Raw genomic sequence first — 26080 nt, 5'->3', positions numbered from 1 at the left:
GCTTTTTGCAATACCTCCTGAACTGTCACTGCATTCTTTTGGTATTGCCAACCGTGATAATTGGTCCCGTCATATTCTACTACAATCATTACGTTTCTCATTTTTACCACGTCCAAACTCTATTCCATACAATTAGCAATACCATTATCAAGGTCACAGCTAAAGCTTGATAATCTCTCGGTTGGATTTTAAGCTGTTTCATTCGCGTTCTATTTTGCCCGCCTCTATAGCACCGAGATTCCATAGCAACTGCTAATTCGTCAGCTCTTCTGAAAGCACTGATAAATAGCGGTACTAAAAGAGGCACTAGTCCTTTTGCCCTTTTTACTATATTGCCACTTTCAAAATCGGCTCCTCTTGCCATTTGAGCTTTCATAATTTTTTCTGCTTCTTCTATTAATGTAGGTATAAATCTTAAAGCAATTGTCATCATCATTGCTAACTCATGAGCCGGTACCCCTATACGGCTAAAGGGTTTTAAAATATGCTCTATTCCATCTGTCAAAGAGATAGGAGAAGTAGTTAAAGTAAGTAGTGAAGTACCGATAATCAAAAATATAAGTCTCAATCCCATAAATACAGCTAATCGCAACCCAGTAGTAGTAATTTTCAATGGTCCTAAGGTATATAATATCGTTCCCCCAGGGGTAAAAAACATGTTTAAACTCACTGTCAGTAAAAGAATTATAATAACTGGTCTTAACCCTTTTAAAATATAGCTAAAAGGTATTTTAGAAATTGTTATTATCAAATAAAGGTAAAAAACCGCAAAAAGGTAACCTGAAAGTTTATTTATCAAGAATGTGGCTACTATAAATATAAAAGTGATAATTATTTTGATTCTCGGATCCAACTTGTGAACTACCGAATCACCAGGGATATATTGCCCAATAGTTATATTTCTAAACATTTTTAGTCCCCCTGAGATAACGAACTATATATTCCTTTGCTTCTTCAATTGTTAATATATCTTCTGGAATTGCTACGCCTTTTTTTTGTAATTCTCTTGCGAGAGAAGTTATTTGTGGTACCCCTAATCCTATCTTTTCCAATTTTTCAGCTTCTCTAAATACCTCTCTTGGAGTTCCAATAACTTCTATTCTTCCTTTGTTCATCACAATTATTTTATCTGCAAATCTAGCTATATCTTCCATGCTATGGGATACCAAAATTGTTATCATCTTATATTTATCATGAATTTCTTTAATTTTGTTTAAAATCTCTTCCTTCCCCTTTGGATCAAGGCCTGCAGTAGGTTCATCTAATATCAAAATTTTAGGCTTCATCGCCAATATTCCTGCTATCGCAATCCTACGTTTTTGGCCACCTGATACTTCAAAAGGAGATTTATCTGCTAATTCTCTACTGATTCCAACAATATCCATTGCTTCATATACTCTTTTTTCAATTTCTTCTTCGCTAAGTCCCAAATTAGTAGGGCCAAAGGCTATATCTTTAAAAATGGTTTCTTCAAAAAGTTGATATTCAGGATATTGAAAAACTAATCCTACTTCTTTTCGTACATCTTTCAAACTGACTTTTTTGTCTGTTATGTCTACTCCATTTATATATATTTTCCCTGAAGTAGGTTTTAAAAGCCCATTTAAATGTTGTATTAACGTAGATTTACCCGACCCTGTGTGCCCGATGATTCCCACGAACTCTTCATCCTGTATTTCAAAAGTAACATTATTTAAAGCAACAGTAGCATATGGCGTCCCTTCATTATACACAAAGCTTAAATTTTCTACTTTTATCGGCATAAAAATTCCACCATTTCTTCTACTGTTAAAATATCTAGAGGGACGTCAAAGCCTTCTCTCTTCAATTGGTATGCCAACTCTGTAACTTGGGGCACACTAAGGCCAATCTTTTTTAAAAGAGTAACTTCTTTAAATACTTCTTTAGGAGTACCATCTAACACTACTTTTCCATCATCCATTACAATAACTCTATCTGCATCTACTACTTCTTCCATAAAATGTGTTATGAGTATTACAGTAATCCCATCTTCTTTGTTGAGCTTTTTTATGGTAGAAATGACTTCCCTTCTTCCTATTGGGTCAAGCATTGCCGTTGGTTCATCTAAAATTATGCACTCTGGCTTCATTGCAATTATCCCAGCAATGGCAACTCTTTGCTTTTGTCCACCTGAGAGCATGTGAGGAGGATAATCTTTGTATTCCCACATACCTACCGCTTTAAGAGCATATTCAACTCTTTCTCTTATTTCATCAGGTGGAATCCCTAAATTTTCTGGACCAAAAGCTACATCCTCTTCAACTATAGCAGCAACTATTTGATTATCTGGATTTTGAAAAACAAGCCCAGCAGCCTGTCTTATATCCCACAAATGATTTGTATCCTTGGTGTCCATTCCTTTTACATATACTTTTCCTTCTGTCGGCAATAAAAGTGCATTAAAGTGTTTAGCAAGTGTTGACTTGCCTGACCCATTATGACCAATTATCCCTATAAACTGTCCTTTTTCAAACTGTAAATTTATATCCTTTAAAACTAGGTGTCGAGTTTGTTCTTCGGCATGATATTCAAAAAATAAATTTTGTGTAGTTATTACGTGTTCCATTAAGGACACCTTCTTTTAAGTTAAACTCCTTTATGAAAAATAGGGATTAAGTTGCGGCACCAAACTTAACCCCTTCGATTGCTTACACTAATTCAATAATTACTAATGGTGCGCCATCTCCTCTGCGAGGCCCAAGTTTTAAAATTCTTGTGTAACCACCTTGTCTGTCTTTGTATTTTGGTGCTATTTCGTCAAATAACTTCTTTACTACACTTTCATCTAAGATATAGGCTAAAGCCTGCCTTCTTGCGTGTAAATCGCCTCTTTTACCGAGAGTAATCATTTTTTCAGAAATGCTGCGAACCTCTTTTGCTCGCGCTTCTGTTGTAGTTATTCTGCCATATTTCAAAAAATCTGTGACTAAATTTCTAAGCATAGCCCTCCTCTGGTCAGAAGGACGGCCTAATTTTCTGTAACCCACCTTCAACCCTCCTTTATTCGTCTGCCTTTTTTAAGCTAAGTCCTAATGCTTCGAGTTTTTGTTTAACCTCTTCTAAAGATTTTTTACCCAAATTTCTGACTTTCATCATCTCTTCTTCTGTCTTTTGAGTGAGCTCTTGTACTGTATTTATTCCAGCTCTCTTTAAGCAATTATAGGACCTAACAGATAAGTCTAATTCTTCAATTGTCATATCAAGAGGTTTCTCGACTTTTTTCTCAGGTTTGTCCACAAAAATATCTGAACTTTTGTATTCGCCAGTAAAAGATATAAATTTTTGAAAGTACTTAATCAACATGTCAGAAGCCATACTAATAGCTTCTTTAGGCGTGACAGCTCCATTTGTCCATACTTCCAAAGTAAGTTTATCATAGTCTGTAACATGGCCTACACGAGTATTTTCTACATTGTAGCTTACCCTTTTTACTGGTGTAAAAATAGAATCAACTGGAATGACGCCTATCGGTTGGTTAGGCTCTTTGTTTTTATCTGAAGGCACATAACCCTTTCCTTTGACAAACACAATCTCCATATGGAGTTTACCATCGTCACTTAAAGTAGCTATATGATGGTCAGGGTTTAAAATTTCTATATCGGCACTGCCTTTTATATGACCTGCAGTAACTTCTCCTCTTCCTTCTACATCTATGCGCCCTACCACTGGTTCATCTGAATGCAATTTAACTGCAACTTCTTTAAGGTTAAGTATAATTTCTACTACATCCTCTTTAACTCCTGGTAGGGTTGAAAATTCATGTAATACCCCATCTATCTTCACAGATTTAGGAGCAGCACCAGGAAGAGAGGACAAAAGCACTCTTCTTAAAGAATTTCCAAGAGTTATGCCATATCCTCTTTCTAAAGGCTCTACTACAAACTTTCCATACGTCCCATCTTCCGACTGCTCAATAATCTCTATTTTTGGTTCAATCATTTCAAACACTGTGAACCCTCCTTTTAACTGTTTTATGAGGGTAACCGATTATAATCATTACTTAGAATATAACTCAACAATCAAGTGCTCTTGGATAGGCAGATCTATATGTTCTCTTCTCGGCAATGAAACTACTCTACCTTCAAAAGCATCTTTATTGAGTTCTAACCAGTCAGGTACGTTTCTTGATACTTCTAAATTATTCTTTATTAATTCCATTGAACGGCTTTTTTCCCTCACAGATATTACATCCCCTGGTTTTACTAAGAAAGATGGTATATCAACTTTCTTACCATTTACTTCTATATGTCCATGGCTTACCAATTGTCTAGCTTGTGGTCTAGACGCAGCAAAGCCCAATCTAAACACTACATTGTCAAGACGTCTTTCTAAAAGCTGCAATAAGTTTTCACCTGTAATTCCTTTCATTCTTTCTGCTTCTTCATAGAGCCTTTCAAACTGTCTCTCTAAAACGCCATAGTACCTTTTGAGTTTTTGTTTTTCTCGTAGTTGCATGCCGTAGTTAGTGAGTTTTTTCTTTTCTTGTCCATGTTGTCCTGGTGCATATCCTCTTCTTGCAAAAGGACATTTGTCTGTATAACATTTATCTCCTTTTAAATATAATTTCATGCCTTCTCTTCTGCACAATCTGCAAGTTGGTCCTGTATATCTTCCCATAATCGCACCTCCTTATACTCTTCTCCTCTTAGGTGGTCTGCAGCCATTGTGGGGAATTGGAGTCACATCTTTTATAAGACTCACTTCAAGGCCAGCAGCCTGTAAAGCTCTTATTGCTGCTTCTCTACCAGCACCAGGTCCTTTAACATATACATCTACAGTTTTCATACCATGCTCCATTGCAGATTTTGCAGCTGATTCTGCCGCCATTTGTGCTGCAAATGGAGTTGATTTTCTTGAGCCTTTAAAGCCTATTGTACCAGCACTTGCCCAAGAAATTGTATTTCCAGCTGGGTCTGTTATAGTCACAATAGTATTGTTAAACGTAGAATGAATATGGGCAATTCCTCTTTCTACGTGTTTTTTCTCGCGTTTTCTGCCAGCTCTTTTTACTCTTTTAGCCATTATTTCCCCTCCTTATTATTACTTCTTCTTCTTAGCAACAGTTTTCCTTGGACCTTTTCTCGTTCTAGCATTAGTCCTTGTTCTTTGACCTCTTACGGGTAAACCTCTTTTGTGCCTTATTCCTCTATAGCATCCTATATCCATTAATCTTTTGATATTCATGGCAACTTCTTTTCTTAAGTCGCCTTCAACTTTGTATTCTTTATCAATTATTTCTCTCAATCTAGAAACTTCTTCTTCTGTTAAATCCTTGACTCTTGTGTCTGGATTTACACCTGCTTTAGCAAGTATCTCATTTGAACGAGAACGGCCAATTCCATATATATATGTCAAAGCGATTTCAACTCGTTTATCTCTTGGCAAGTCAACGCCTGCAATTCTCGCCATTTTCACACCTCCTAGCCTTGTTTTTGTTTATGCTTTGGATTTTCACAAATTACCATAACTCTACCTTTTCTTTTTATAACTTTACATTTTTCACAAATAGGTTTTACAGATGGTCTTACCTTCATCTTCAATACCTCCTTATCACTTTCCACGCCATACTATTCTTCCACGACTCAAGTCATAAGGAGACAACTCTACTGTTACTCTGTCTCCTGGAAGTATTCGTATAAAATTCATTCTCAATTTTCCAGATACATGGGCTAATACTTTATGCCCATTATCTAATTGTACTTGAAACATGGCATTTGGTAAAGCCTCTATCACTGTGCCCTCAACTTCAATAACATCTTCTTTTGCCAAGGATATCCATTCCTCCTTATTGACTTAGGATTTATAAGGTTCTAAAAATTTTCTGATTTCTTCATTAGTTAATTTATCGCCCCTTAGTATTTTTTCTTTAATCTGCCAAATCACGTCATTATACCTCTGAAGATGTTTAAACTTTTTTTTCTTAGGTTTTTCTATCATTCGAAGGTCCCCATCGGCTACAAGAACGTGTTGGTCATCAAACTTTCCTACAACTACAAAAACTCTGCCTTTGTCGCGACCTGCTTTGCTCCGCACTACCTGACCAATTTGCAAGTCTTCCATTAATAAATTCACCTCTTATAAAATGGTCAGTATTTCTGGGTCCCCCTCCGTAATAACAATAGTATTTTCGTAATGGGCAGATAAACTACCATCAACAGTGACTACTGTCCAATTATCTTCTAATGTTCTTACGGCATAATGTCCCGCATTTACCATCGGTTCTATAGCAAGGCACATCCCTCTTTTTAATCTAGGTCCTCTGCCAGGGGGACCGAAATTAGGAATCTGTGGATCTTCATGCATTTTTATACCTATCCCATGTCCCACATATTCTCTTACTACTGAAAAGCCATGACTTTCTACATAAGTTTGTATTGCGTAAGAAATATCCGATAACCTATTCCCTTCTTTTGCATATTTTATACCCTCAAAAAAGCTATTTTTTGTGACCTCAATCAATTTTTGTGCTTCCTCTGATATCTCTCCAACAAGGAAAGTTCTTGCTGCATCTGCATTATACCCTTTATAGGTAGCTCCAAGGTCTATACTTATAATATCGCCTTCTTTAAGTTTTCTTAAACTTGGTATTCCATGAACTACTTCTTCATTTATTGAAGTGCAAATACTAGCAGGAAAACCGTATAAACCTTTGAAAGCAGGTTTACAACCATTTTTTATTATAAACTCTTCTGCAATTCTATCAAGCTCTAATGTCGTAACTCCTGGCTTAATTGCCCTTTCTAAAACCTCAAAGAGATTTGCTATTACCTTGCCAGCTGTTCTCATCAAATCAATTTCATTCTTAGACTTAATATATATCATTTGCCTCTGTCTCCCAAAGCCTTTTTTATATCTTCAAATACTTCTTCTACCGATTTATTTCCATCAATATTCACTAAAGTGTTTTTCTTTGTATAATACTCAATCAAAGGCTTAGTTTGACTTTCATAAACCTCTAATCTTTTTACAACTGATTCTAATTTATCATCTGAACGCTGTATAAGTTGTGCACCACATTTATCACATACATTGTCGACTGCAGGAGGAGAAGTCTTTATGTGATAAGTCGCACCGCAATTAGGACATACTCTTCTGCCTGTTATTCTTTCAATTAAAGCTTCTCTGTCAACTTCAATATTTAATACACAATCTAGATGAATGCCTTTGTCATGTAAAAACCTGTCTAATTCCTCAGCCTGTGCAACATTTCTGGGGTAACCATCTAATAAAAACCCTTTTTGGCAATCATCTTTTTCTAATCTATCTTCTACTATTTTATTCGTAACCTCATCGGGGACCAATAATCCTTTGTCCATGTATTCTTTTGCAAGTTTCCCTAAGTCAGTATTGTCTCTTAAATTTTGTCTAAAAATATCTCCAGTAGATATGTGAGGAATGTCAAACTCCTTAGCAATTTTCACAGCTTGCGTCCCTTTGCCTGCACCTGGGGGGCCTAAAAGTATTACTCTCATAAATCCTCCCCCTTTTATTTCAAAAATCCTTGATAATTCCTCATGATAAGATGTCCTTCAATTTGTTTCATAGTATCAAGCGCTACACCAACTGCAATTAAAAGTGCTGTACCCCCAAAGTAAAGCTGCAATCCTGTTATATTCATTAAAATTACTGGCATTGTAGCAATAAATGCTAAGAATAACGCTCCTACAAAAGTAACTCTATTCAATACCCTTGTAAGAAAGTCTGTAGTTGGTTTACCTGGCCTTATTCCAGGGATAAAGCCCCCATATTTTTTCAAATTATCCGATACATCTACAGGGTTAAATATTACTGCAGTATAGAAATAAGTAAATCCTATTATCAATAATATATCTAAAATATTGTATATTAGCCCACTTGTGCTAAGCCATTTTTGCACAAAGTTGTAAAATGACGACCGTGGGAAAAAGGTTGCTAATTGTTGCGGAAACTGTAATAGTGAAAGAGCAAATATGATAGGAATAACCCCTGCCATGTTTATTCTTATAGGAATGTGAGTACTTTGTCCACCATAAACTTTTCTGCCAACAACCCTTTTTGCATATTGCACAGGAATTCTTCTTTGGCCTTCTGTAGCTAAGATTATTAACACTATCATTATGAGCTCTGCTACTACAAAAGCAATAGCACCAAAAATATTAGCAGTACCTGCTTGAATATATTGACTTGTCAGATATATCATGTTAGGAATCCTAGAAATTATCCCCGCAAAAATTATTAATGAACTTCCGTTGCCTATTCCATTTTCAGTAATTTTTTCACCTAACCACATGAGAAAAGCAGTACCTGCAGTTAAGGTTATAACGATGACCGTTAAGTTAAAAAATGTAGGGTTGATAACTGCACTCTTTAGCCCAATTGTCATTCCTATAGCTTGTATCAAGGCAAGTACAACTGTTAAATATCTGGTATACTGAGCAATTTTCTTCCTTCCTTCTTCGCCTTCTTTGGCTAATTGCTCAAGAGAAGGAATTGCTATTGTTAAAAGTTGCATTATAATTGATGCATTGATGTAGGGTGTAATGCTCATCGCAAAAATGGTAAAATTACTAAAAGCACCACCTGATATTATATCAAAAAATCCAAACAATTGTCCTTGACCAAGTATGTTAGCAATCACTTTTGGGTCAATTCCAGGCACAGGAATATGAGACCCCACTCTAAAGATTACTAACATCCCCAAAGTATAAAGTATCCTTTTCCTTACATCATCAACATTCCAAGCATTGACAAGGGTTTGAAACACTTTAAATCACCTCTGCCTTTCCCCCAACGGCTTGTATTTTTTCAATTGCACTCTGGCTAAATTTATGAGCCCTTACCGTAAACTTTTTATTTAAATCACCATCCCCCAATATCTTAACCCCATCTTTTACATCTTTAATTATACCACTTTCTATTAAAGCTTCTGGAGTAATTACCGCTCCATCCTCAAACCTTTCTTCTAAAGTTCCAACATTTACAATTGCATATTCTTTTTTGAATATATTAGTAAAACCTCTTTTAGGGAGTCTTCTTGTAAGTGGCATTTGGCCTCCTTCAAAACCCGGACGCACTCCACCGCCACTTCTTGCTTTTTGTCCTTTTTGTCCTCTGCCTGAAGTTTTACCATGTCCAGAACCTATTCCTCTTCCTACTCTTTTTCTTTCACGTCTTGCTCCTTCAGCTGGTTTTAAATCGTGCAGTCTCATCTTTGCACCTCCTACATTGCTTTATGTTTATTCAAACAATTGGCTTACAGGAATTCCACGCAATTTTGCCACATCTTCAGCTGTTCTCAGCCTTTTTAATCCTTCGATTGTAGCATAAACCATATTAGTTGCATTGGAAGAACCAAGTGATTTAGTTAAAACGTCTTTTATACCTGCAGATTCCAAAACAGCACGAACTGGTCCCCCTGCAATAACACCAGTACCTTCTCTTGCCGGTTTCAAAAGTACTTTTCCAGCGCCAAATTCCCCTATGACTTCATGAGGAATAGTAGTTCCTACAATTGGAACTTTAATTAAGTGTTTTTTCGCATCCTCTATAGCTTTTCTAATTGCATCTGGGATTTCTGCAGCTTTACCTCTTCCTACTCCTACATAGCCCCTTTCTGCATCCCCAACTACTACTGTGACGCTAAATCTAAAGTTTTTACCACCTTTTACAACTTTTGAAACACGATTTATGCTTACAACCCTTTCTTTTAAATCTAACTTTGTCCAATCAACTCGAGCCATTCATTTCCCTCCTTGTTTAGAAATTTAATCCTGCTTGTCGTGCAGCATCTGCCAATTCCTTTACTACACCGTGATAAATATAGCCGCCCCTATCAAATACAACATCTTTTATGCCTTTTTCTAAAGCTCTCTTTGCAATCAGCTCTCCTACCAATTTAGCAGACTGCTTATTTGCTCCTTTTGCAATGCCTCTAAGTTCAGGATCTAACGTAGAAGCATGAACAAGAGTATGCCCTTTAGTATCATCAATAATTTGCGCATAAATGTGTTTCAAACTTCTAAAAACATTAAGACGTGGTCTTTCTGGTGTTCCAAAAACTTTTTTTCTTACTCTTAAATGACGTCTTTTTCTTAATTCGTTCCTATTTGGTTTTGTAATCATCATCTCACCCCTTACTTCTTACCAGTTTTACCTTCTTTTAATCTTACAACTTCTCCTGCATATCTTATGCCTTTGCCCTGATAAGCATCAGGTTCACGAACTCTTCTGATATTTGCAGCAACCTGACCAACTTTTTCCTTGTCTATACCTCTTACAATTATCTTATTATTTCCTTCCACTATAATTTCAATTCCGGGTTTTTCCTCTATCTCTACCGGATGAGAATATCCCACATTCAATACTAATTTTTTCCCTTGTTTTGCAGCACGATACCCAATTCCTACTATTTCCAAAGCTTTCTCAAATCCTTCAGTCACGCCTTTTACCATATTTGCAATTATTGCTCTTGTAGTCCCATGCATTGCTTTTTCTTCTTTATCATCGCCTTTTCGAGTTACAATTACTTGATTATCTTTTACTTCTATATTTACAATCGGCGGAAACTTTTTTTCTAAAGTGCCTTTGCTTCCCTTTACAGTAACTACATTGTCAGGAGTTACTTTGACTTCTACCCCTTTTGGTATCTCTATAGGCAATCTTCCTATTCTAGACACTGACCACACCTCCTTATTGAAATCACCAAATGTAACAAATAACTTCTCCTCCAACTCCTGCTTTCCTTGCTTCCTTATCTGTCATTATGCCTTTTGAAGTTGATATAATTGCTATTCCTAAACCTCCTAATACCCGTGGTAATTCGTCGTGTCTCGCATATACTCTCAAACCAGGTTTGCTTATTCTTTTCAAACCAGATATAACTCTTTCTTTGTTAGGGCCATACTTTAATGTTAGTTTGAGAATACCACCTTTTCCATCGTCTATTTCTTCTACTGATTTTATAAACCCTTCTTTTAGCATAATCATTGCGATAGCCCTTTTCATGTTTGAAGCAGGTATTTCTACTGTTTCATGTCTTGCAATATTTGCATTTCTTATTCGAGTTAGCATATCTGCTATAGGATCTGTCATTACCATTGTACTACCTCCCCTCTTTTACCAACTTGCTTTTTTAACGCCTGGTATCATCCCTTGATGGGCATACTTTCTAAAGCATATACGGCACATGCCAAATTTTCTTAAATATGCATGAGGTCTGCCACAAATTTTGCACCTATTGTATTCTCTTGTTTTATATTTTTGAGGCTTTTGCTGCTTTACTATCAAAGCCTTTCTTGCCATATAATTTTACCCTCCTTTACTTTGCAAATGGCATACCTAAAAGTTCTAACAATCCCTTCGCTTCTTCGTCGGTTTTAGCAGTTGTAACAATAATTATATCCATTCCTCTTATTTTATCTATCTTATCATAGTCAATTTCAGGAAAAATCAATTGTTCTTTTATTCCTAAGGCATAATTACCTCTTCCATCAAAGGAATTTGGAGAAACACCCTTAAAGTCTCTAACACGTGGTAGAGCTATATTAAAAAGTTTATCCATAAATTCATACATTCTTTCCCCGCGCAAAGTAACTTTTACTCCAATTGGCATTCCCTTACGAATCTTAAAATTAGCAATTGACCTTTTAGCTCTTGTAATAACTGGCTTTTGCCCCGCAATCATTGTCAAATCATCAACTGCTGCTTCCAGCGCCTTAGGATTTTCTTTTGCCTCACCCACACCTATATTTATAACAACTTTTTCAACTTTAGGAACCTGCATTATATTTTTATAGCCAAAACGTTCCATGAGCGCTGGCACAACTTCTTTTTCGTATTTTTCTCTCAGCCTTGACATAATGAGCCTCCTTCCTTTTATAATTATAGCGTTTCATTGCACCTCTTGCAGTAACGTATTTTTTCGCCATTTTCGAGGACTTTAACCCCATAACGAACTCCTCTTCCACAATTTTCACAATAGAGCATAACCTTCGAACTGTAAATTGGCGCCTCTTGGTGAATTATTCCACCTGGTTTTTGCGGACTTGTCGCTTTCCTGTGTTTTGTAACAATATTGACGCCTTCTACAATTACTTTGCCTTCTTTAGGAAAAGCTTGTAATACTTTACCCTTTTTCCCTTTGTCTTTACCTGAAATTACTACAACCATGTCTCCCTTTTTTACGTGTAATTTATTTTGTGCCATTTTCAACCCTCCTTAAAGCACTTCAGGAGCCAAAGATATAATTTTCATAAAATCTTTTTCTCTTAATTCTCTTGCGACTGGTCCAAAAATACGCGTACCTCTTGGCTGTTTATCATCTCGTATAATAACCGCAGCATTATCGTCAAATCTTATATAAGTGCCATCTTTTCGAGCAATCCCCTTCTTAGTCCTTACAATTACCGCCTTAACAACTTCCCCTTTTTTTACAACACCACCGGGTGTTGCACTTTTTACAGAAGCAACTATTACATCTCCTACATTTGAAAACTTTCTATTTGAACCGCCCTCTAAGCGAATACACATAATTTCTTTTGCACCTGTGTTATCTGCTACTTTCAATCGTGTTTGAGGTTGAATCATTTGAGTTTACCTCCTTTCAAATTATTCAGCTCTTTTAACTATTTCAACCAATCTCCACCTTTTTTCTTTGCTAAGTGGTCTTGTTTCCATTATCTTTACTATATCCCCTACATTGCATACATTATTTTCATCGTGAACTTTAAACTTTTTAGTTCTTTTTATTGTCTTTCCATAAAGAGGATGTCTTACTCTGTCTTCTACGGCAACTACAATAGTTTTTTGCATTTTATTGCTTACGACTGTCCCAATTCTAACCTTCCTGTAGCCTCTTTCCAAGTGAATACCCTCCTTCCTTATGCTTTATTTTGCCTAATACCTAATTCCCGCTCTCTCAAAATTGTCTTTATTCTCGCAATTGTTTTTCTTACATCTCTTATCCTCATAGGGTTATCTAATTGACCGGTAGCAAGTTGAAACCTCAAATTAAAAAGTTCTGCTTTTAAGTCCGAAAGCTTTTGAAGCAATTCCTCATTGGTAAGCTCTCTTATTTCCCTAGCTTTCATTATCTTCACCACCCAATTCTTCACGTTTTAAAAACTTTGTCTTTATAGGCAGTTTATGCATTGCAAGCCTTAAAGCCTCTTTTGCAACTTCTTCTGATACCCCAGCTATTTCAAAAAGAACTCTACCTGGCTTTACAACTGCTACCCAAAATTCTGGTGACCCTTTCCCTGAACCCATACGAGTTTCAGCAGGTTTTTTAGTAACCGGCTTATCAGGGAAAATTTTTATCCACACTTTCCCGCCTCTTTTTATAAACCTCGTCATTGCAACCCTAGCTGCCTCAATTTGGGTGGCTGTAATCCAACCAGGTTCCAGCGCTTGCAACCCATATTCTCCATAAGTCAGGGTATTACCACGAGTAGCATTTCCTTTTATTCTGCCCCGTTGTTGTTTTCTGTATTTCACTCTTTTTGGCATTAACATGTTTTACTTACCTCCTTCCGCGGTTACCTGCTTTTTAGGCTGTGGCAGTATCTCTCCTTTATTTATCCAAACTTTTACTCCTATTTTCCCATAAGTAGTATTTGCCTCTGCAAAGCCATAGTCAATATCCGCTCTTAAAGTTTGAAGCGGTACAACCCCTTCATGATACCTTTCAGTACGAGCAATTTCCGCACCAGCAAGTCTACCCGAACAAGCAATTTTGATACCTTTAGCACCTAATTTCATCGCTCTTGCTATGGCTTGTTTCATAGCCCTTCTATAGGATATCCTCTTTTCAATTTGAGCCGCAATATTCTCAGCTACTAGTTGTGCACTAAGTTCAGGAGTTTTGACTTCCACAATATTAAGGATAACTGTCTTATTAGTCATTTTTTCCAATTCTTCTCTTAACTTGTCAATGCCTGCTCCACCTTTGCCAATTACCATTCCCGGTTTTGCAGCATGAATATCTATTTTTATCCTATTGGAAGCTCTCTCAATAACTATTTTAGGAATCCCAGCTGCATACAGTTTTTCTTTTATATAGTTTCTTATTTTAATGTCTTCTATTAAGAGTTTTGAAAAATCTTTGTCATCCGCATACCATTTAGTTAGCCAATCTTGTGTAACTCCAACTCTAAGTCCATATGGATGTACCTTTTGGCCCACGCATATCCCTCCTTTATTCTTTTTCCTTCACAACTATCGTTATATGACTGGTTCTCTTCCTCATAATATCTGCTCTTCCCATCGCTCTTGGGAAAACTCTCTTCATTGTAGGGCCTTCATCTGCCACAGCCTTTGCCACATACAGATTATCTCTATTCATTCCATGGTTATTTTCGGCATTAGCAATGGCTGATTTAAGAACCTTGGCAACTATACCTGAGGCTCTTTTGGGAGTAAACCTTAAAATAGTTAAGGCTTCATCCACATGCTTGCCACGAATCAGGTTAAGAACTAATCTTACCTTTCGAGGCGAAATTCTTACATATCTGGCGATTGCCCTTGCCTCCACGTTATCTCCTCCTTTGCCTATTTAACTTTGGAAGTTTTTTCAGTATCAGCATGTCCGTGGAAGGTTCGAGTAGGAGCAAATTCTCCTAACTTGTGCCCTACCATCGCTTCAGTTATATATACAGGTACATGCTTTCTGCCGTCATGAACAGCTATTGTATGTCCAACCATTTCTGGCACAATAGTTGAACTTCTTGACCATGTTTTAATTACTTTTTTCTCATTCTTTTTATTCATTTCAACAATCTTTTTAAGAAGTTTTGGATCAACATAGGGACCTTTTTTTACAGATCTGCTCAAGGCATTGACCTCCTTTCACTAACTATTTGCGTCTTCTTATAATGAATTTATCCGAAGCTTTACCTTTCTTACGTGTCTTATAACCCAATGCAGGCTTGCCCCATGGTGTAAGTGGCCCTGGATGTCCGATAGGCGCTTTACCTTCACCACCACCATGTGGATGGTCAACCGGATTCATAGCTGAACCTCTAACAGTTGGTCTTATTCCAAGCCATCTTGACCTTCCTGCTTTACCTATCTTTACATTTTCATGGTCTAAATTTGATACTTGTCCAATGGTTGCACGACAGTCAGCCTTTATCAATCTAATTTCTCCTGAAGGCATTCTAACTTGCACATAATCCCCTTCTTTAGCCATAAGCTGCGCCGCTGTACCTGCCGCTCTCACTAATTGTCCACCTTTTCCTGGTATAAGCTCAATGTTATGGATTATTGTACCTACAGGAATATTTCTCAAAGGCAAAGCATTTCCTACTTTAATGTCTACATTTTCCCCAGATTCTATTATATCCCCTACTTTTAGTCCATAAGGAGCAATGATATATCTTTTTTCTCCATCTAAATAATGTATAAGTGCAATATAAGCTGTTCTATTTGGATCGTACTCAATAGCAGCTACTTTTCCTGGTATTCCGTCCTTATCTCTTTTAAAATCTATAATCCTATATTTTCTCTTATGTCCGCCACCGCGATGTCTGACAGTAATTCTTCCATATACATTTCTTCCACCTGTTTTAGTTAAAGTAACAACTAAGGATTTCTCTGGTTTATCCTTAGTAACTTCCTCAAAAGTCAATACTGTCATTTGACGTCTGCCGGGAGATGTCGGCTTAAAAGATTTTATTCCCATTTCTTTCCCTCCTTAACCTAAAATTATGCCTGCAATCCTTCGAAGAATTCGATACCTTTGCTGTCTGGAGTAAGTTTAACTATTGCTTTTTTGTAAGCTTCTGTCCTTCCTTCATATTTCCCCATTCTCTTTGGCTTTCCCTTATAATTCATTGTATACACTTTATCAACTTTGACACCAAATATATCTTCTACAGCTTTCTTTATTTGAATTTTATTTGCTCTTTTATCCACAATAAAAGTATATTTTCTCTCACTCATGAGGTTCATGCTTTTTTCAGTTATTACTGGGCGTATTATAATGTCGCGTGCCTCCATTAGGCGTACACCTCCTCGACTATGCCCACGGCATCCTTAGTTATGATAAACTTGTCGTATTTTAAAATATCATAAGTATTCAAATAATTAGCATATAAAGTTTTAACACCTGGTATATTTCTTGCTGAAAGTTCTACGTTCTTTTCCCCTTCAGGTACCACTATTAACGCACTATCAACATTAAAATTCTTAAGAAGCTCAACAACTTTTTTAGTCTTTGGCTGATCTAATTTGAATTCATCTAATACAATTATCTCGTTATCTCTAACTTTAGATGAAAGAGCAGATTTTAAAGCTAATCTTTTTACTTTTTTAGGCAATTTATAGCTGTAATCTCTTGGTTTTGGTCCAAAGACAATGCCTCCTTTAATCCATTGAGGAGCTCTTATGCTTCCTTGACGTGCTCTTCCTGTTCCCTTTTGTCTCCAAGGCTTTCTTCCGCCGCCACGAACTTCACCGCGGGTTTTTGTCGAATGGGTACCTTGCCTTTGATTTGCCAAATAATTTAACACAGCTTCATGCATAACAGGAACATTTACTGGCACGCCAAAAACTGAATCCTTTAGTTCTATTTCTCCTACCTGTTCCCCTTTTACGTTGTAAACTGCTACCTTAGGCATCTTTCTTCCTCCTTTCATCACTTGCTCTTCACGGAATCTTTTATAATGAGCAAGGAACCTTTAGGTCCTGGCACTGATCCTTTTACTAACAATAAATTTAATTCAGGATCAACTTTTACAACTTCGAGGTTTTGTATAGTCACTCTTTCATGTCCCATATGCCCAGGCATGATTTTACCTTTAAAAGTTCTTCCTGGGTCTGTGGTAGCACTCATCGAACCTACTCTTCTATGATATTTGGAACCGTGAGACATAGGTCCTCTATTAGCGCCATATCTCTTTACAACACCTGCAAAGCCTTTACCTTTTGAAATACCTGTTACATTTACTCTATCTCCTGGTTTAAAAATATCTACCTTTATTTCGCTACCTACTTCATATCCACTTATGTCATCTAACCTAAACTCTCTTAAATATCTTTTAAAAGGCACTCCTGCTTTTTTAAAATGCCCTATTAAAGGTTTTGTAAGTCTTTTCTCTTTAACATCTCCAAAACCAACTTGAATAGCATTGTATCCATCAGTCTCCACTGTTTTTTTCTGAACAACAACACAAGGACCAGCTTCAATCACTGTTACTGGAATGACTTCGCCTTTTTCATCAAATATTTGTGTCATCCCATGCTTTCTACCTAAAATACCTTTCTTCATTATTCTATCCACCTCCTGAAATCAGCGGACGCTTTTGCGTCTTAATTTCTTTTTTATTTTTTTGCTTTTTCACTTATTGCCTTTTACAGTTTTATTTCAATATCTACACCAGATGGTAAATCTAATCTCATAAGAGCATCTACTGTCTTAGGTGTTGGATTTAAAATATCAATTAATCTCTTATGAGTTCTTATCTCAAATTGTTCTCTTGAATCTTTATATTTGTGAGGAGCTCTTAAAATAGTTATAATATCTTTTTCTGTTGGCAATGGAATAGGTCCAGAAACCTCAGCACCCGTCCTCTTTGCAGTCTCCACTATCTTTTGAGCCGATTGATCTAAAATAGCATGGTCAAAAGCCTTTAAACGTATGCGAATTTTTTGCTTGGGCATTTTACTTTCCCTCCTTCTATCAATCCTCAACACTTTTATATATCCACATATCCAGGCGTTTTATTGTCAAAAAAAAATCTTACCTACAAGACCAGCTTTAATATTTTATCTCAAGTTCTAAATCATTGCAAGACTTGACATATCAATATTTTTGTGCTAATAGCAACTGCTATTAGCACAAAAATATGATGTTATTCTATGATAGCTGACACGACGCCAGCACCTACTGTACGGCCGCCTTCTCTTATAGCAAACTTCAAACCTTCTTCCATCGCTATCGGTGTTATTAACTCCACTTTTATCGTTACGTGGTCACCTGGCATCACCATCTCTACTCCATCCGGCAGGTTTATTACCCCTGTCACGTCTGTCGTCCTAAAGTAAAATTGTGGCCTGTATCCATTGAAAAATGGTGTGTGCCTTCCTCCCTCTTCCTTCGTCAATACGTAAACTTGAGCCTCAAATTTCGTGTGCGGCTTTATCGTCCCTGGCTTCGCTAATACTTGCCCTCTCTCTACTTCGTCCCTCTGTACTCCTCTTAATAATACTCCTATGTTGTCCCCTGCTTGCGCTTCATCCATCGTCTCCCTGAACATCTCTACTCCTGTTACTACTGTCTTCCTCGATTCTGTCGTCAATCCTATTATCTCTACTTCGTCTCCTACCTTTACCTTCCCTCTCTCTACTCTTCCTGTCGCAACAGTTCCCCTTCCTGTTATCGTAAATACGTCCTCTACTGGCATCAAAAATGGCTTGTCTATGTCTCTCTCCGGTGTCGGTATATATTCGTCTACTATATCCATTAACTGCCATATCTTACCGCACCATTCACACTCTCTCTTGCCACATCCACATTCTAATGCCTTTAATGCTGATCCTACTACTATCGGTGTGTCATCCCCAGGAAATTCATATTCGTTTAATAATTCCCTTACTTCCATCTCTACTAATTCTATTAATTCTGGATCGTCTACCATGTCTGCCTTGTTTAAAAATACTACTATATATGGCACTCCTACCTGCCTCGCCAATAATATGTGCTCCCTCGTCTGTGGCATCGGACCGTCTGCTGCTGATACTACCAATATCGCTCCATCCATCTGCGCTGCCCCTGTTATCATGTTCTTTACATAGTCTGCGTGACCTGGACAGTCTACGTGCGCATAGTGCCTCTTCTCTGTCTCATATTCTACGTGAGTCGTGTTTATTGTTATTCCCCTTGCTCTCTCCTCCGGCGCCTTGTCTATCTCGTCATACCCCTTCGCCTCTGCCATCCCTGCCTTCGATAATACCATCGTTATCGCTGCTGTCAATGTCGTCTTACCATGGTCTACGTGACCTATCGTCCCTACGTTTACGTGCGGCTTCTTCCTCTCAAATTTTTGCTTCGCCATCCTCTTTTCCTCCTTTACTTCTTTTCTAATATTTGATCAGCAATATTTTTAGGAACTTCTTCATAATGATGGAACTGCATAGTGTAAGTTCCTCTTCCTTGAGTTTTTGACCTTAAATCAGTGGCATATCCAAACATTTCAGCAAGCGGCACAAATGCTCTTATAACTTGGGCTCCAGCTCTTGCTTCCATTCCTTCAACTCTTCCACGTCGTGCATTTATATCTCCTATTATATCTCCCATGTATTCTTCTGGAACCACAACCTCTACTTTCATAATAGGTTCCAAAAGAACAGGGTTTGCCTTTTTCATGCCTTCCTTAAATGCTATAGAACCTGCTATTTTAAATGCCATATCTGAGGAGTCAACTTCATGGTAAGAACCATCTACCAATGCCACTTTTACATCGATAACAGGGTATCCTCCAAGAACACCGTTTTGCATAGCTTCTTGAACACCTGCGTCAACTGCAGGAATATATTCTTTTGGAATAACTCCTCCTACAATGCGATTTTCAAATGTATAGCCTTCTCCTCTTGGAGCAGGTTCCATCTCCAACCAAACATGACCATACTGACCGCGTCCGCCGGATTGCCTAATAAATTTCCCTTCAATTTTAACCGGTTTAGTAATAGTCTCTTTGTAAGCAACTTGAGGCTTACCTACATTGCAATCAACATTAAACTCTCTTCTTAGCCTATCAACAATTATCTCTAAGTGCAATTCTCCCATACCGGCTATTATTGTCTGTCCTGTCTCTTGGTCAGTATATGTCTTAAAGGTTGGGTCTTCCTCAGCTAGTTTTAATAAAGCTGTAGTCATTTTTTCTTGAGCAGCTTTAGTCTTAGGTTCTATAGCAACAGAAATAACTGGTTCTGGAAAATCCATTGATTCTAAAAGTATTGGATGATTCTCATCACAGAGGGTATCTCCTGTTGTAGTATCTTTTAGTCCAACAGCTGCAGCTATATCGCCTGTGTAGACAGCCTCCATTTCTTGCCTGTGGTTTGCATGCATTTGAAGAATTCTACTTATTCTTTCTTTTTTACCTTTTGTAGAATTTAATACATAAGAGCCCGCATTTAGAGTCCCTGAATATACTCTAAAAAAAGCAAGTTTACCTACATAAGGATCCGCCATAATTTTAAATGCTAATGCTGAAAAAGGCTCTGAATCGTCGGCTTTTCTCTCTATCTCTTCTCCTGTGGCTAATGCCATGCCTTTTACAGGTGGCAAGTCGAGTGGAGAAGGAAGATATCTTACTATCGCATCCAACATAGGCTGAATTCCTTTGTTTTTATAGGAAGAACCACAGACAACTGGTACTAATTCACCATTTATAGTTCCTTTTCTTAAGGCTTTGTGAATCTCCTCTTCAGTTATTTCTTCCCCTTCTAAATACTTCTCTAAAATAGTTTCATCTTGCTCAGAAACTGCTTCTAATAGTTTTTCTCTATACTCCTCAGCTAAATCTTTTAAGTCATCAGGTATTTCAGTCTCATCCATTACAGTACCTAGATCATCTTCATATATTATGGCTTCCATTTTAATTAAATCTACAATGCCTCTGAAAGTATCTTCTTTCCCAATAGGAATTTGTATAGCTACAGGATTAGCTCCTAATCTTTCCTTTATCATTTTTATTACATTGAAAAAGTCAGCACCTATTATATCCATTTTATTTACATAGGCAATTCTTGGAACATGATATTTGTCAGCCTGTCTCCACACAGTTTCAGATTGAGGCTCAACACCCTCTTTTGCAGAAAAAACCGCAACAGCTCCGTCTAATATTCTAAGAGACCTTTCAACTTCTACAGTAAAGTCCACGTGTCCCGGCGTATCGATAATGTTTATTTTATGCCCTTTCCAATAACAAGTAGTAGCCGCAGAAGTTATAGTTATACCTCTTTCCTGCTCTTGTACCATCCAGTCCATTGTAGCAGTACCTTCGTGGACTTCTCCTAACTTATGAACTTTCCCTGTATAAAAAAGTATTCGCTCGGTAGTAGTGGTTTTTCCTGCATCTATATGCGCCATAATACCAATGTTCCTAACTTTATCTAAGCTGTAGTCTCTTGGCATCTTCCATCCTCCTTTCTTGTACCCTAGATTCACTACCCCCTATAAACAATTACCATCTATAATGAGCAAAGGCTTTATTAGCTTCTGCCATTTTATGAGTATCTTCTTTCTTCTTAACACTTCCGCCAGTATTATTTGCAGCATCTATTATCTCCGCCGCTAATTTTTCCATCATAGATTTGCCACTTCTTTGCCTTGCATACTCTACAAGCCATCTTATTCCAAGAGAAAGCCTTCTTTCAGGCCTTACTTCCATAGGAACTTGGTAAGTGGCACCACCTACTCTTCGAGGCCTTACTTCAAGAACAGGCATAACATTATTTAAAGCTTCTTCAAATACTTCAAGAGGATCTCTTCCTGTCTTTTCTCTTATTATGTCAAAAGCTCCATAACAAATTTTTTGAGCCAAACTCTTTTTGCCATCCCACATTACCTTATTAATTAGTTTGGAAACTTTTTTACTATTATATACAGGATCAGGAAGGACCTCTCTTCTTTCTACATGACCTTTTCTTGGCATCCTTTTCCCTCCTTTTGTATAAAAACTTTACAATAATTAACTCTACTAGATACCTTTATAGCTCTATTTCATCCTTTTTTTACTTTTTAGGCTTTTTAGCGCCATATCTTGAACGAGCTTGCTTTCTATTGGCAACACCCGCAGCATCAAGGGCTCCTCTGATAATCTTGTACCTTACACCTGGGAGGTCTTTAACCCTTCCACCTCTTACTAAAACTACAGAGTGTTCCTGCAAATTGTGACCTATACCAGGGATGTACGCTGTAACCTCTGTTCCATTTGTTAGCCTTACCCTTGCTATTTTTCGTAGTGCTGAATTTGGCTTCTTAGGAGTTGTAGTCTTTACTACAACACAAACTCCTCTCTTTTGAGGATTACCCTCTAAAGCTGGAGCAGCAGATTTATATTTTACTGGCTTTCTTCCTTGTCTTACTAACTGATTTATTGTTGGCATTTTTGCACCTCCTTCCAAATAAATCAAGAAATAATTACCCCCTCAAAGGGGTAATTATTTCTTTTCACCTATAATATCCGCTGCAGCGGCAGCATTTACATCAATACCACACATTACCCCAAGTTCTTTCATAGTATCGACGTACACTATTTTAATTGATTTTTCCTCACATAGTTCTTTTATTTTTTTAGTAACATGTTCTTCCGCATCTTTTGCAATGTAGACCTGAAGTACATTACAATTCATTATTGCTTTTAGAGTCTGCTTCGCTCCAACCACCCGCTTAGAAGGGCAATCTTGTCCCGCCATTCGCCTTCCTCCCATCAGGACAGCGGTTTTTAACACACCTAATAATTTTATCATTAAGCAGTTTAGCTGTCAACAGTAGAATTTCGTTTCAATCTTTAGTTGCTTGCCTTTACTTCTGCTTCTTCTTTTTCTTTATCTTGTGCATCCTGTTGGTCTTTTACTTTCTTTACAACGGAAATATTTCTGTAGCGTGATAAGCCAGTTCCAGCAGGAATTAGTTTACCTATTATCACATTTTCTTTCAATCCCAAAAGCGGATCTACTTTACCTTTTATAGCTGCATCTGTAAGCACTCTTGTTGTCTCTTGGAAAGAAGCAGCTGATAAGAAAGAATCTGTTGCCAAAGCCGCCTTTGTAATTCCCAAAAGAGCTCTCCTACCAGTAGCAGGTTTTAGTCCTTTTTCTACTGCTTTTTTGTTTTCCTCTTCGAATTTAAACATATCTATAAGCTCTCCAGGAAGCATTGAAGTATCTCCTGGGTCTTCTACTTTTACTTTTCTCATCATTTGTCTTATTATTACTTCAATGTGCTTATCATTTATTTCAACACCCTGCAATCTATAAACCTTTTGAACCTCTTGTAGCAAGTAAGTCTGTACTGCAAATATTCCTTTTATTTTCAAAAGGTCATGAGGATTTACAGACCCTTCTGTCAGCTCATCCCCAGCTTGTATTACCTGACCATCATGAACTTTAAGTCTTGAACCATAGGGAATCAGATAAGTCTTAGAAATACTGTTTTCTTCATCTGTTACAATGACTTCTCTTCTCTTCTTTGATTCATTGATTCTTACAACACCAGAAATTTCAGAAATTACAGCAAGTCCTTTTGGTTTTCTCGCCTCAAAAAGCTCTTCTACTCTTGGAAGACCTTGTGTAATATCAGAACCTGCTACACCGCCAGTATGGAATGTTCTCATGGTAAGCTGTGTACCTGGTTCGCCTATAGCTTGTGCAGCAATAATGCCCACTGCTTCGCCTATATTTACAAGTTCACCTGTTGCAAGGTCTCTACCATAACACATTCTACATACGCCGTGTCGTGACTTACATGTCAAAAGTGACCTTATCTTTACCTTAGTAATACCTGCTTTTTCGATTTTTTCTGCTTCCTCTTCGTTTATCAATTCATTTCTTCTGACAATTATCTTGCCTTCATTATCAACCACATCTTCAGCCGCAACTCTTCCTATTATTCTGTCAGCTAATCTTTCAATTATTTCGTTTCCTTCTCTTATTTCTTCTACGTAAATTCCCTCATCTGTTCCACAATCTTCTTCTCTGACTATTACATCTTGGCTAACATCAACTAATCTTCTTGTTAAATAACCAGAGTCTGCAGTTCTTAAAGCTGTATCCGCAAGACCTTTTCTTGCACCGTGAGTAGATATGAAGAATTCCAACACATTAAGACCCTCTCTAAAGTTAGACCTTATAGGAAGCTCAATAATTCTTCCTGAAGGGTCTGCCATAAGACCTCTCATACCCGCTAACTGCCTTATCTGGTTTTTACTTCCTCTTGCTCCTGAATGAGCCATCATAAATATAGGATTAAATTTGTCCAGGCTTGTCATTAAAGCTTCTGTAACTTTTTCTGTAGTCATATTCCATGTTCTTATTATGCTCTCATATCTCTCTTCCTCGGATATGAGACCACGTCTGAATTGGCTTTCAATTTTACTTACCATTTCATCTGCTTCTTTTAGAAGCTTCTCTTTTTCTTTAGGTATTACCATGTCAGAAACACTGACAGTGATAGCTGCTTTTGTAGAATATCTGAAACCTAACTCTTTGATTTTATCAAGAGTTTCTGCGGTTTTTGTTGGCCCGTGTAATCTGTATACTCTATCTAAAATTTTCCCCAATTTAGATTTATCTACTAAATCATTAATTTCTAAGTCAAAAGCAGTTTCAGGATTAGTTCTATCTACATAACCTAAATCCTGCGGAATTGCTTCATTAAATATAATTTTTCCAACTGTTGTCTCAATTATTTTTGATTTTTTGACTCCATCAATTTCTTTTGTCATTTTCACTTTTATCTTAGCATGAATGTGAATGTATCCCAGTTGATATGCCGTAATAGCTTCTTCAGGGCTAGAGAAATATTTGCCCTCACCCTGAACTCCCTCTTCATCTGCTGTTAAGTAATAACAACCTAATACCATATCTTGAGTAGGAGTCATAACAGGTTTTCCATCTTGGGGCTTGAGTATGTTATTAGCAGCTAGCATCAAAAACCTCGCTTCAGCTTGTGCTTCCATTGAAAGAGGTACGTGGACAGCCATCTGGTCACCATCAAAGTCTGCATTGTAAGCTGTACACACAAGGGGATGAAGCTTTATAGCTCTTCCTTCAACTAACACCGGTTCAAAAGCTTGAATACCCAATCTATGGAGGGTAGGCGCTCTGTTTAACAATACGGGATGTTCTTTAATAACTTCCTCTAATACATCCCATACCTCCGGCTTTATCTTTTCAACCATTCTCTTAGCACTTTTTATATGCTGCGCCAAACCTTCATCTACTAATTTCTTCATTACAAAAGGCTTAAAAAGCTCTAATGCCATTTCTTTTGGCAAGCCACATTGATAAACTTTAAGCTCTGGTCCTACTACTATAACGGAACGGCCTGAATAGTCTACCCTCTTACCTAAAAGATTTTGTCTGAATCTTCCTTGCTTACCTTTTAGCATATCAGAAAGGGATTTTAAAGGTCTGTTGCCGGGACCTGTAACAGGCCTTCCTCTCCTTCCGTTGTCTATCAAAGCATCTACTGCTTCTTGTAGCATTCTTTTTTCATTTCTTACTATAATATCCGGAGCCCCTAAGTCTAAAAGCTTTTTCAATCTGTTATTTCTATTGATTACTCTCCTGTACAAATCATTAAGGTCTGAAGTTGCAAACCGCCCACCATCCAACTGCACCATAGGTCTTAAATCAGGTGGAATTACCGGTATAACATCTAAAATCATCCATTCAGGGCGATTGCCTGAATCTATAAAAGCTTGCACTACTTCTAACCTTCTAATTGCTCTTACCCTTTTTTGACCAGTAGATTCACGTATTTCAGCTTTCAATTCTTTGCTCAACTTTTCTAAATCTATTTCTTGTAACAATTCTTTTATAGCTTCTGCTCCCATTCCTGCTCTAAATTTATTGCCATATTTATCCAAATATTCTCTGTACTCTTTCTCTGACAATAACTGCTTTTTAGTAAGAGGAGTATCACCCGGGTCAATAACCACATATGATACAAAGTACAGCACTTTTTCTAATGCTCTCGGAGACATGTCAAGAAGAAGCCCCATTCGACTAGGAATCCCCTTTACATACCATATATGGGCAACAGGAGCAGCAAGTTCAATGTGCCCCATCCTTTCCCTTCTAACTTTAGACCTTGTCACTTCTACACCGCATCTATCACAAACCACACCTTTGTATCTTACTCTTTTGTATTTACCGCAATGGCATTCCCAGTCTTTTGTAGGTCCAAAAATTCTTTCACAAAAAAGGCCATCTCTTTCTGGTTTTAACGTTCTATAATTTATAGTTTCAGGCTTTTTCACCTCACCTCTTGACCATTCTCTTATTTTTTCAGGTGATGCTAACCCGATTTTAATAGCTTCAAAATTTCTTAACTGAAACAAGGAGTGTCGCT

General features: G+C 37.3%; 41 protein-coding genes (1 of these 41 running past the window's edge). All 41 read right to left on the bottom strand.

The window, feature by feature from the left end:
- Positions 1-101: the beginning of a tRNA pseudouridine(38-40) synthase TruA gene (truA, locus tag TETH514_RS04570; protein ID WP_003868592.1), read on the bottom strand. Its footprint begins 634 nt before the window's first position; only the first 101 of its 735 coding nucleotides appear in the window; the start codon lies at positions 99-101; its stop codon lies off the left edge, out of view.
- A gap of 2 nt (positions 102-103) precedes the next feature.
- Positions 104-910 carry an energy-coupling factor transporter transmembrane protein EcfT gene (locus TETH514_RS04565; protein WP_003868591.1) on the bottom strand — a complete coding sequence of 269 codons (807 nt, stop codon included), beginning with the start codon at positions 908-910 and terminating at the stop codon, positions 104-106.
- Positions 903-1763: an energy-coupling factor transporter ATPase gene (locus TETH514_RS04560; protein WP_003868590.1), complete on the bottom strand. Its 861-nt coding sequence runs from the start codon at positions 1761-1763 to the stop codon at positions 903-905. The genes TETH514_RS04565 and TETH514_RS04560 overlap by 8 nt, the downstream gene beginning before the upstream one ends.
- The gene (locus TETH514_RS04555) at positions 1754-2587 is read right to left on the bottom strand and encodes an energy-coupling factor transporter ATPase (RefSeq protein WP_009052832.1); all 834 of its coding nucleotides are present in this window, start codon (positions 2585-2587) and stop codon (positions 1754-1756) included. Before TETH514_RS04555 ends, TETH514_RS04560 begins: the two co-directional genes overlap by 10 nt.
- Before the next feature lie 82 nt (positions 2588-2669).
- Positions 2670-3008 (bottom strand): 50S ribosomal protein L17, encoded by a 339-nt coding sequence (rplQ, locus tag TETH514_RS04550; RefSeq protein ID WP_003868588.1) that lies wholly within the window; start codon positions 3006-3008, stop codon positions 2670-2672.
- A 13-nt stretch (positions 3009-3021) separates the two neighbouring features.
- Positions 3022-3969, bottom strand: a complete 948-nt coding sequence (locus tag TETH514_RS04545; RefSeq protein WP_003868587.1) for a DNA-directed RNA polymerase subunit alpha — start codon at positions 3967-3969, stop codon at positions 3022-3024.
- A gap of 48 nt (positions 3970-4017) precedes the next feature.
- Positions 4018-4638 carry a 30S ribosomal protein S4 gene (rpsD, locus tag TETH514_RS04540; protein ID WP_003868586.1) on the bottom strand — a complete coding sequence of 207 codons (621 nt, stop codon included), beginning with the start codon at positions 4636-4638 and terminating at the stop codon, positions 4018-4020.
- A 12-nt stretch (positions 4639-4650) separates the two neighbouring features.
- Positions 4651-5043 (bottom strand): 30S ribosomal protein S11, encoded by a 393-nt coding sequence (gene rpsK, locus TETH514_RS04535; RefSeq protein ID WP_003868585.1) that lies wholly within the window; start codon positions 5041-5043, stop codon positions 4651-4653.
- A gap of 18 nt (positions 5044-5061) precedes the next feature.
- Positions 5062-5430: a 30S ribosomal protein S13 gene (gene rpsM, locus TETH514_RS04530; protein ID WP_003868584.1), complete on the bottom strand. Its 369-nt coding sequence runs from the start codon at positions 5428-5430 to the stop codon at positions 5062-5064.
- Positions 5431-5441: 11 nt separating this feature from the next.
- The gene (rpmJ, locus tag TETH514_RS04525) at positions 5442-5555 is read right to left on the bottom strand and encodes a 50S ribosomal protein L36 (RefSeq protein ID WP_003373491.1); all 114 of its coding nucleotides are present in this window, start codon (positions 5553-5555) and stop codon (positions 5442-5444) included.
- Positions 5556-5571: 16 nt separating this feature from the next.
- Positions 5572-5790 (bottom strand): translation initiation factor IF-1, encoded by a 219-nt coding sequence (gene infA, locus TETH514_RS04520; RefSeq protein ID WP_003868583.1) that lies wholly within the window; start codon positions 5788-5790, stop codon positions 5572-5574.
- A gap of 24 nt (positions 5791-5814) precedes the next feature.
- Positions 5815-6081 (bottom strand): KOW domain-containing RNA-binding protein, encoded by a 267-nt coding sequence (locus TETH514_RS04515; protein WP_009052833.1) that lies wholly within the window; start codon positions 6079-6081, stop codon positions 5815-5817.
- Between the two features lie 15 nt (positions 6082-6096).
- Positions 6097-6843, bottom strand: coding sequence for a type I methionyl aminopeptidase (gene map / locus TETH514_RS04510; protein ID WP_003868581.1), 747 nt, complete (start codon positions 6841-6843; stop codon positions 6097-6099).
- Positions 6840-7493, bottom strand: a complete 654-nt coding sequence (locus TETH514_RS04505; RefSeq protein ID WP_003868580.1) for an adenylate kinase — start codon at positions 7491-7493, stop codon at positions 6840-6842. The genes map and TETH514_RS04505 overlap by 4 nt, the downstream gene beginning before the upstream one ends.
- Positions 7494-7507: 14 nt before the next feature.
- On the bottom strand, positions 7508-8764 hold the full coding sequence (secY, locus tag TETH514_RS04500; RefSeq protein ID WP_003868579.1) for a preprotein translocase subunit SecY: 1257 nt from the start codon (positions 8762-8764) through the stop codon (positions 7508-7510).
- Between the two features lies 1 nt (position 8765).
- Positions 8766-9209, bottom strand: coding sequence for a 50S ribosomal protein L15 (rplO, locus tag TETH514_RS04495; RefSeq protein ID WP_003868578.1), 444 nt, complete (start codon positions 9207-9209; stop codon positions 8766-8768).
- 27 nt (positions 9210-9236) lie between these two features.
- On the bottom strand, positions 9237-9740 hold the full coding sequence (gene rpsE / locus TETH514_RS04490) for a 30S ribosomal protein S5 (protein WP_003868577.1): 504 nt from the start codon (positions 9738-9740) through the stop codon (positions 9237-9239).
- A gap of 16 nt (positions 9741-9756) precedes the next feature.
- Complete coding sequence (gene rplR, locus TETH514_RS04485; protein WP_012268641.1) at positions 9757-10122, bottom strand: 50S ribosomal protein L18; 366 nt, start codon at positions 10120-10122, stop codon at positions 9757-9759.
- 11 nt (positions 10123-10133) lie between these two features.
- Positions 10134-10676 carry a 50S ribosomal protein L6 gene (gene rplF, locus TETH514_RS04480; RefSeq protein ID WP_003868575.1) on the bottom strand — a complete coding sequence of 181 codons (543 nt, stop codon included), beginning with the start codon at positions 10674-10676 and terminating at the stop codon, positions 10134-10136.
- Between the two features lie 22 nt (positions 10677-10698).
- Positions 10699-11097, bottom strand: coding sequence for a 30S ribosomal protein S8 (gene rpsH / locus TETH514_RS04475; RefSeq protein ID WP_003868574.1), 399 nt, complete (start codon positions 11095-11097; stop codon positions 10699-10701).
- An 18-nt stretch (positions 11098-11115) separates the two neighbouring features.
- Complete coding sequence (locus TETH514_RS04470; RefSeq protein ID WP_003868573.1) at positions 11116-11301, bottom strand: type Z 30S ribosomal protein S14; 186 nt, start codon at positions 11299-11301, stop codon at positions 11116-11118.
- A gap of 16 nt (positions 11302-11317) precedes the next feature.
- Positions 11318-11857: a 50S ribosomal protein L5 gene (gene rplE, locus TETH514_RS04465; RefSeq protein ID WP_003868572.1), complete on the bottom strand. Its 540-nt coding sequence runs from the start codon at positions 11855-11857 to the stop codon at positions 11318-11320.
- A gap of 23 nt (positions 11858-11880) precedes the next feature.
- The gene (gene rplX, locus TETH514_RS04460; protein ID WP_003868571.1) at positions 11881-12204 is read right to left on the bottom strand and encodes a 50S ribosomal protein L24; all 324 of its coding nucleotides are present in this window, start codon (positions 12202-12204) and stop codon (positions 11881-11883) included.
- Positions 12205-12216: 12 nt separating this feature from the next.
- A complete protein-coding gene (gene rplN / locus TETH514_RS04455; protein WP_003868570.1) occupies positions 12217-12585 on the bottom strand; it encodes a 50S ribosomal protein L14 in 369 nt (122 codons plus the stop codon).
- Between the two features lie 21 nt (positions 12586-12606).
- Positions 12607-12861, bottom strand: a complete 255-nt coding sequence (rpsQ, locus tag TETH514_RS04450) for a 30S ribosomal protein S17 (RefSeq protein ID WP_003868569.1) — start codon at positions 12859-12861, stop codon at positions 12607-12609.
- 17 nt (positions 12862-12878) lie between these two features.
- Positions 12879-13088, bottom strand: a complete 210-nt coding sequence (rpmC, locus tag TETH514_RS04445) for a 50S ribosomal protein L29 (RefSeq protein ID WP_003868568.1) — start codon at positions 13086-13088, stop codon at positions 12879-12881.
- Positions 13078-13512: a 50S ribosomal protein L16 gene (gene rplP / locus TETH514_RS04440; RefSeq protein WP_003868567.1), complete on the bottom strand. Its 435-nt coding sequence runs from the start codon at positions 13510-13512 to the stop codon at positions 13078-13080. The genes rpmC and rplP overlap by 11 nt, the downstream gene beginning before the upstream one ends.
- 3 nt (positions 13513-13515) lie before the next feature.
- Positions 13516-14181: a 30S ribosomal protein S3 gene (gene rpsC / locus TETH514_RS04435; RefSeq protein ID WP_003868566.1), complete on the bottom strand. Its 666-nt coding sequence runs from the start codon at positions 14179-14181 to the stop codon at positions 13516-13518.
- 13 nt (positions 14182-14194) lie between these two features.
- Positions 14195-14530 carry a 50S ribosomal protein L22 gene (rplV, locus tag TETH514_RS04430; protein ID WP_003868565.1) on the bottom strand — a complete coding sequence of 112 codons (336 nt, stop codon included), beginning with the start codon at positions 14528-14530 and terminating at the stop codon, positions 14195-14197.
- Positions 14531-14547: 17 nt separating this feature from the next.
- Positions 14548-14829: a 30S ribosomal protein S19 gene (gene rpsS / locus TETH514_RS04425; protein WP_003868564.1), complete on the bottom strand. Its 282-nt coding sequence runs from the start codon at positions 14827-14829 to the stop codon at positions 14548-14550.
- A gap of 22 nt (positions 14830-14851) precedes the next feature.
- Positions 14852-15679 carry a 50S ribosomal protein L2 gene (rplB, locus tag TETH514_RS04420; RefSeq protein WP_003868563.1) on the bottom strand — a complete coding sequence of 276 codons (828 nt, stop codon included), beginning with the start codon at positions 15677-15679 and terminating at the stop codon, positions 14852-14854.
- 23 nt (positions 15680-15702) lie between these two features.
- On the bottom strand, positions 15703-15996 hold the full coding sequence (gene rplW / locus TETH514_RS04415; RefSeq protein WP_003868562.1) for a 50S ribosomal protein L23: 294 nt from the start codon (positions 15994-15996) through the stop codon (positions 15703-15705).
- Positions 15996-16616, bottom strand: a complete 621-nt coding sequence (gene rplD / locus TETH514_RS04410) for a 50S ribosomal protein L4 (RefSeq protein ID WP_003868561.1) — start codon at positions 16614-16616, stop codon at positions 15996-15998. Before rplD ends, rplW begins: the two co-directional genes overlap by 1 nt.
- A 17-nt stretch (positions 16617-16633) precedes the next feature.
- Complete coding sequence (rplC, locus tag TETH514_RS04405) at positions 16634-17266, bottom strand: 50S ribosomal protein L3 (protein WP_009052834.1); 633 nt, start codon at positions 17264-17266, stop codon at positions 16634-16636.
- Positions 17267-17349: 83 nt separating this feature from the next.
- Positions 17350-17658 (bottom strand): 30S ribosomal protein S10, encoded by a 309-nt coding sequence (rpsJ, locus tag TETH514_RS04400; protein ID WP_003868559.1) that lies wholly within the window; start codon positions 17656-17658, stop codon positions 17350-17352.
- Positions 17659-17849: 191 nt separating this feature from the next.
- Positions 17850-19052, bottom strand: coding sequence for an elongation factor Tu (gene tuf / locus TETH514_RS04395; protein ID WP_012268640.1), 1203 nt, complete (start codon positions 19050-19052; stop codon positions 17850-17852).
- A 14-nt stretch (positions 19053-19066) separates the two neighbouring features.
- Positions 19067-21136: an elongation factor G gene (fusA, locus tag TETH514_RS04390; RefSeq protein WP_009052835.1), complete on the bottom strand. Its 2070-nt coding sequence runs from the start codon at positions 21134-21136 to the stop codon at positions 19067-19069.
- Positions 21137-21185: 49 nt separating this feature from the next.
- The gene (gene rpsG / locus TETH514_RS04385) at positions 21186-21656 is read right to left on the bottom strand and encodes a 30S ribosomal protein S7 (RefSeq protein WP_003868703.1); all 471 of its coding nucleotides are present in this window, start codon (positions 21654-21656) and stop codon (positions 21186-21188) included.
- A 79-nt stretch (positions 21657-21735) separates the two neighbouring features.
- Positions 21736-22110 (bottom strand): 30S ribosomal protein S12, encoded by a 375-nt coding sequence (gene rpsL, locus TETH514_RS04380; RefSeq protein ID WP_003868702.1) that lies wholly within the window; start codon positions 22108-22110, stop codon positions 21736-21738.
- A gap of 54 nt (positions 22111-22164) precedes the next feature.
- Positions 22165-22419 (bottom strand): ribosomal L7Ae/L30e/S12e/Gadd45 family protein, encoded by a 255-nt coding sequence (locus TETH514_RS04375; RefSeq protein WP_003868701.1) that lies wholly within the window; start codon positions 22417-22419, stop codon positions 22165-22167.
- A gap of 95 nt (positions 22420-22514) precedes the next feature.
- Positions 22515-26069 carry a DNA-directed RNA polymerase subunit beta' gene (gene rpoC, locus TETH514_RS04370; protein ID WP_009052836.1) on the bottom strand — a complete coding sequence of 1185 codons (3555 nt, stop codon included), beginning with the start codon at positions 26067-26069 and terminating at the stop codon, positions 22515-22517.
- Positions 26070-26080 lie beyond the last annotated feature (11 nt).

The sequence above is a fragment of the Thermoanaerobacter sp. X514 genome (assembly GCF_000019065.1).
GTDB classification, from domain to species: domain Bacteria; phylum Bacillota; class Thermoanaerobacteria; order Thermoanaerobacterales; family Thermoanaerobacteraceae; genus Thermoanaerobacter; species Thermoanaerobacter pseudethanolicus.
The sequence above is the reverse complement of the archived record's forward strand: the minus strand, read 5'-3'. Positions and strand labels throughout refer to the sequence as shown.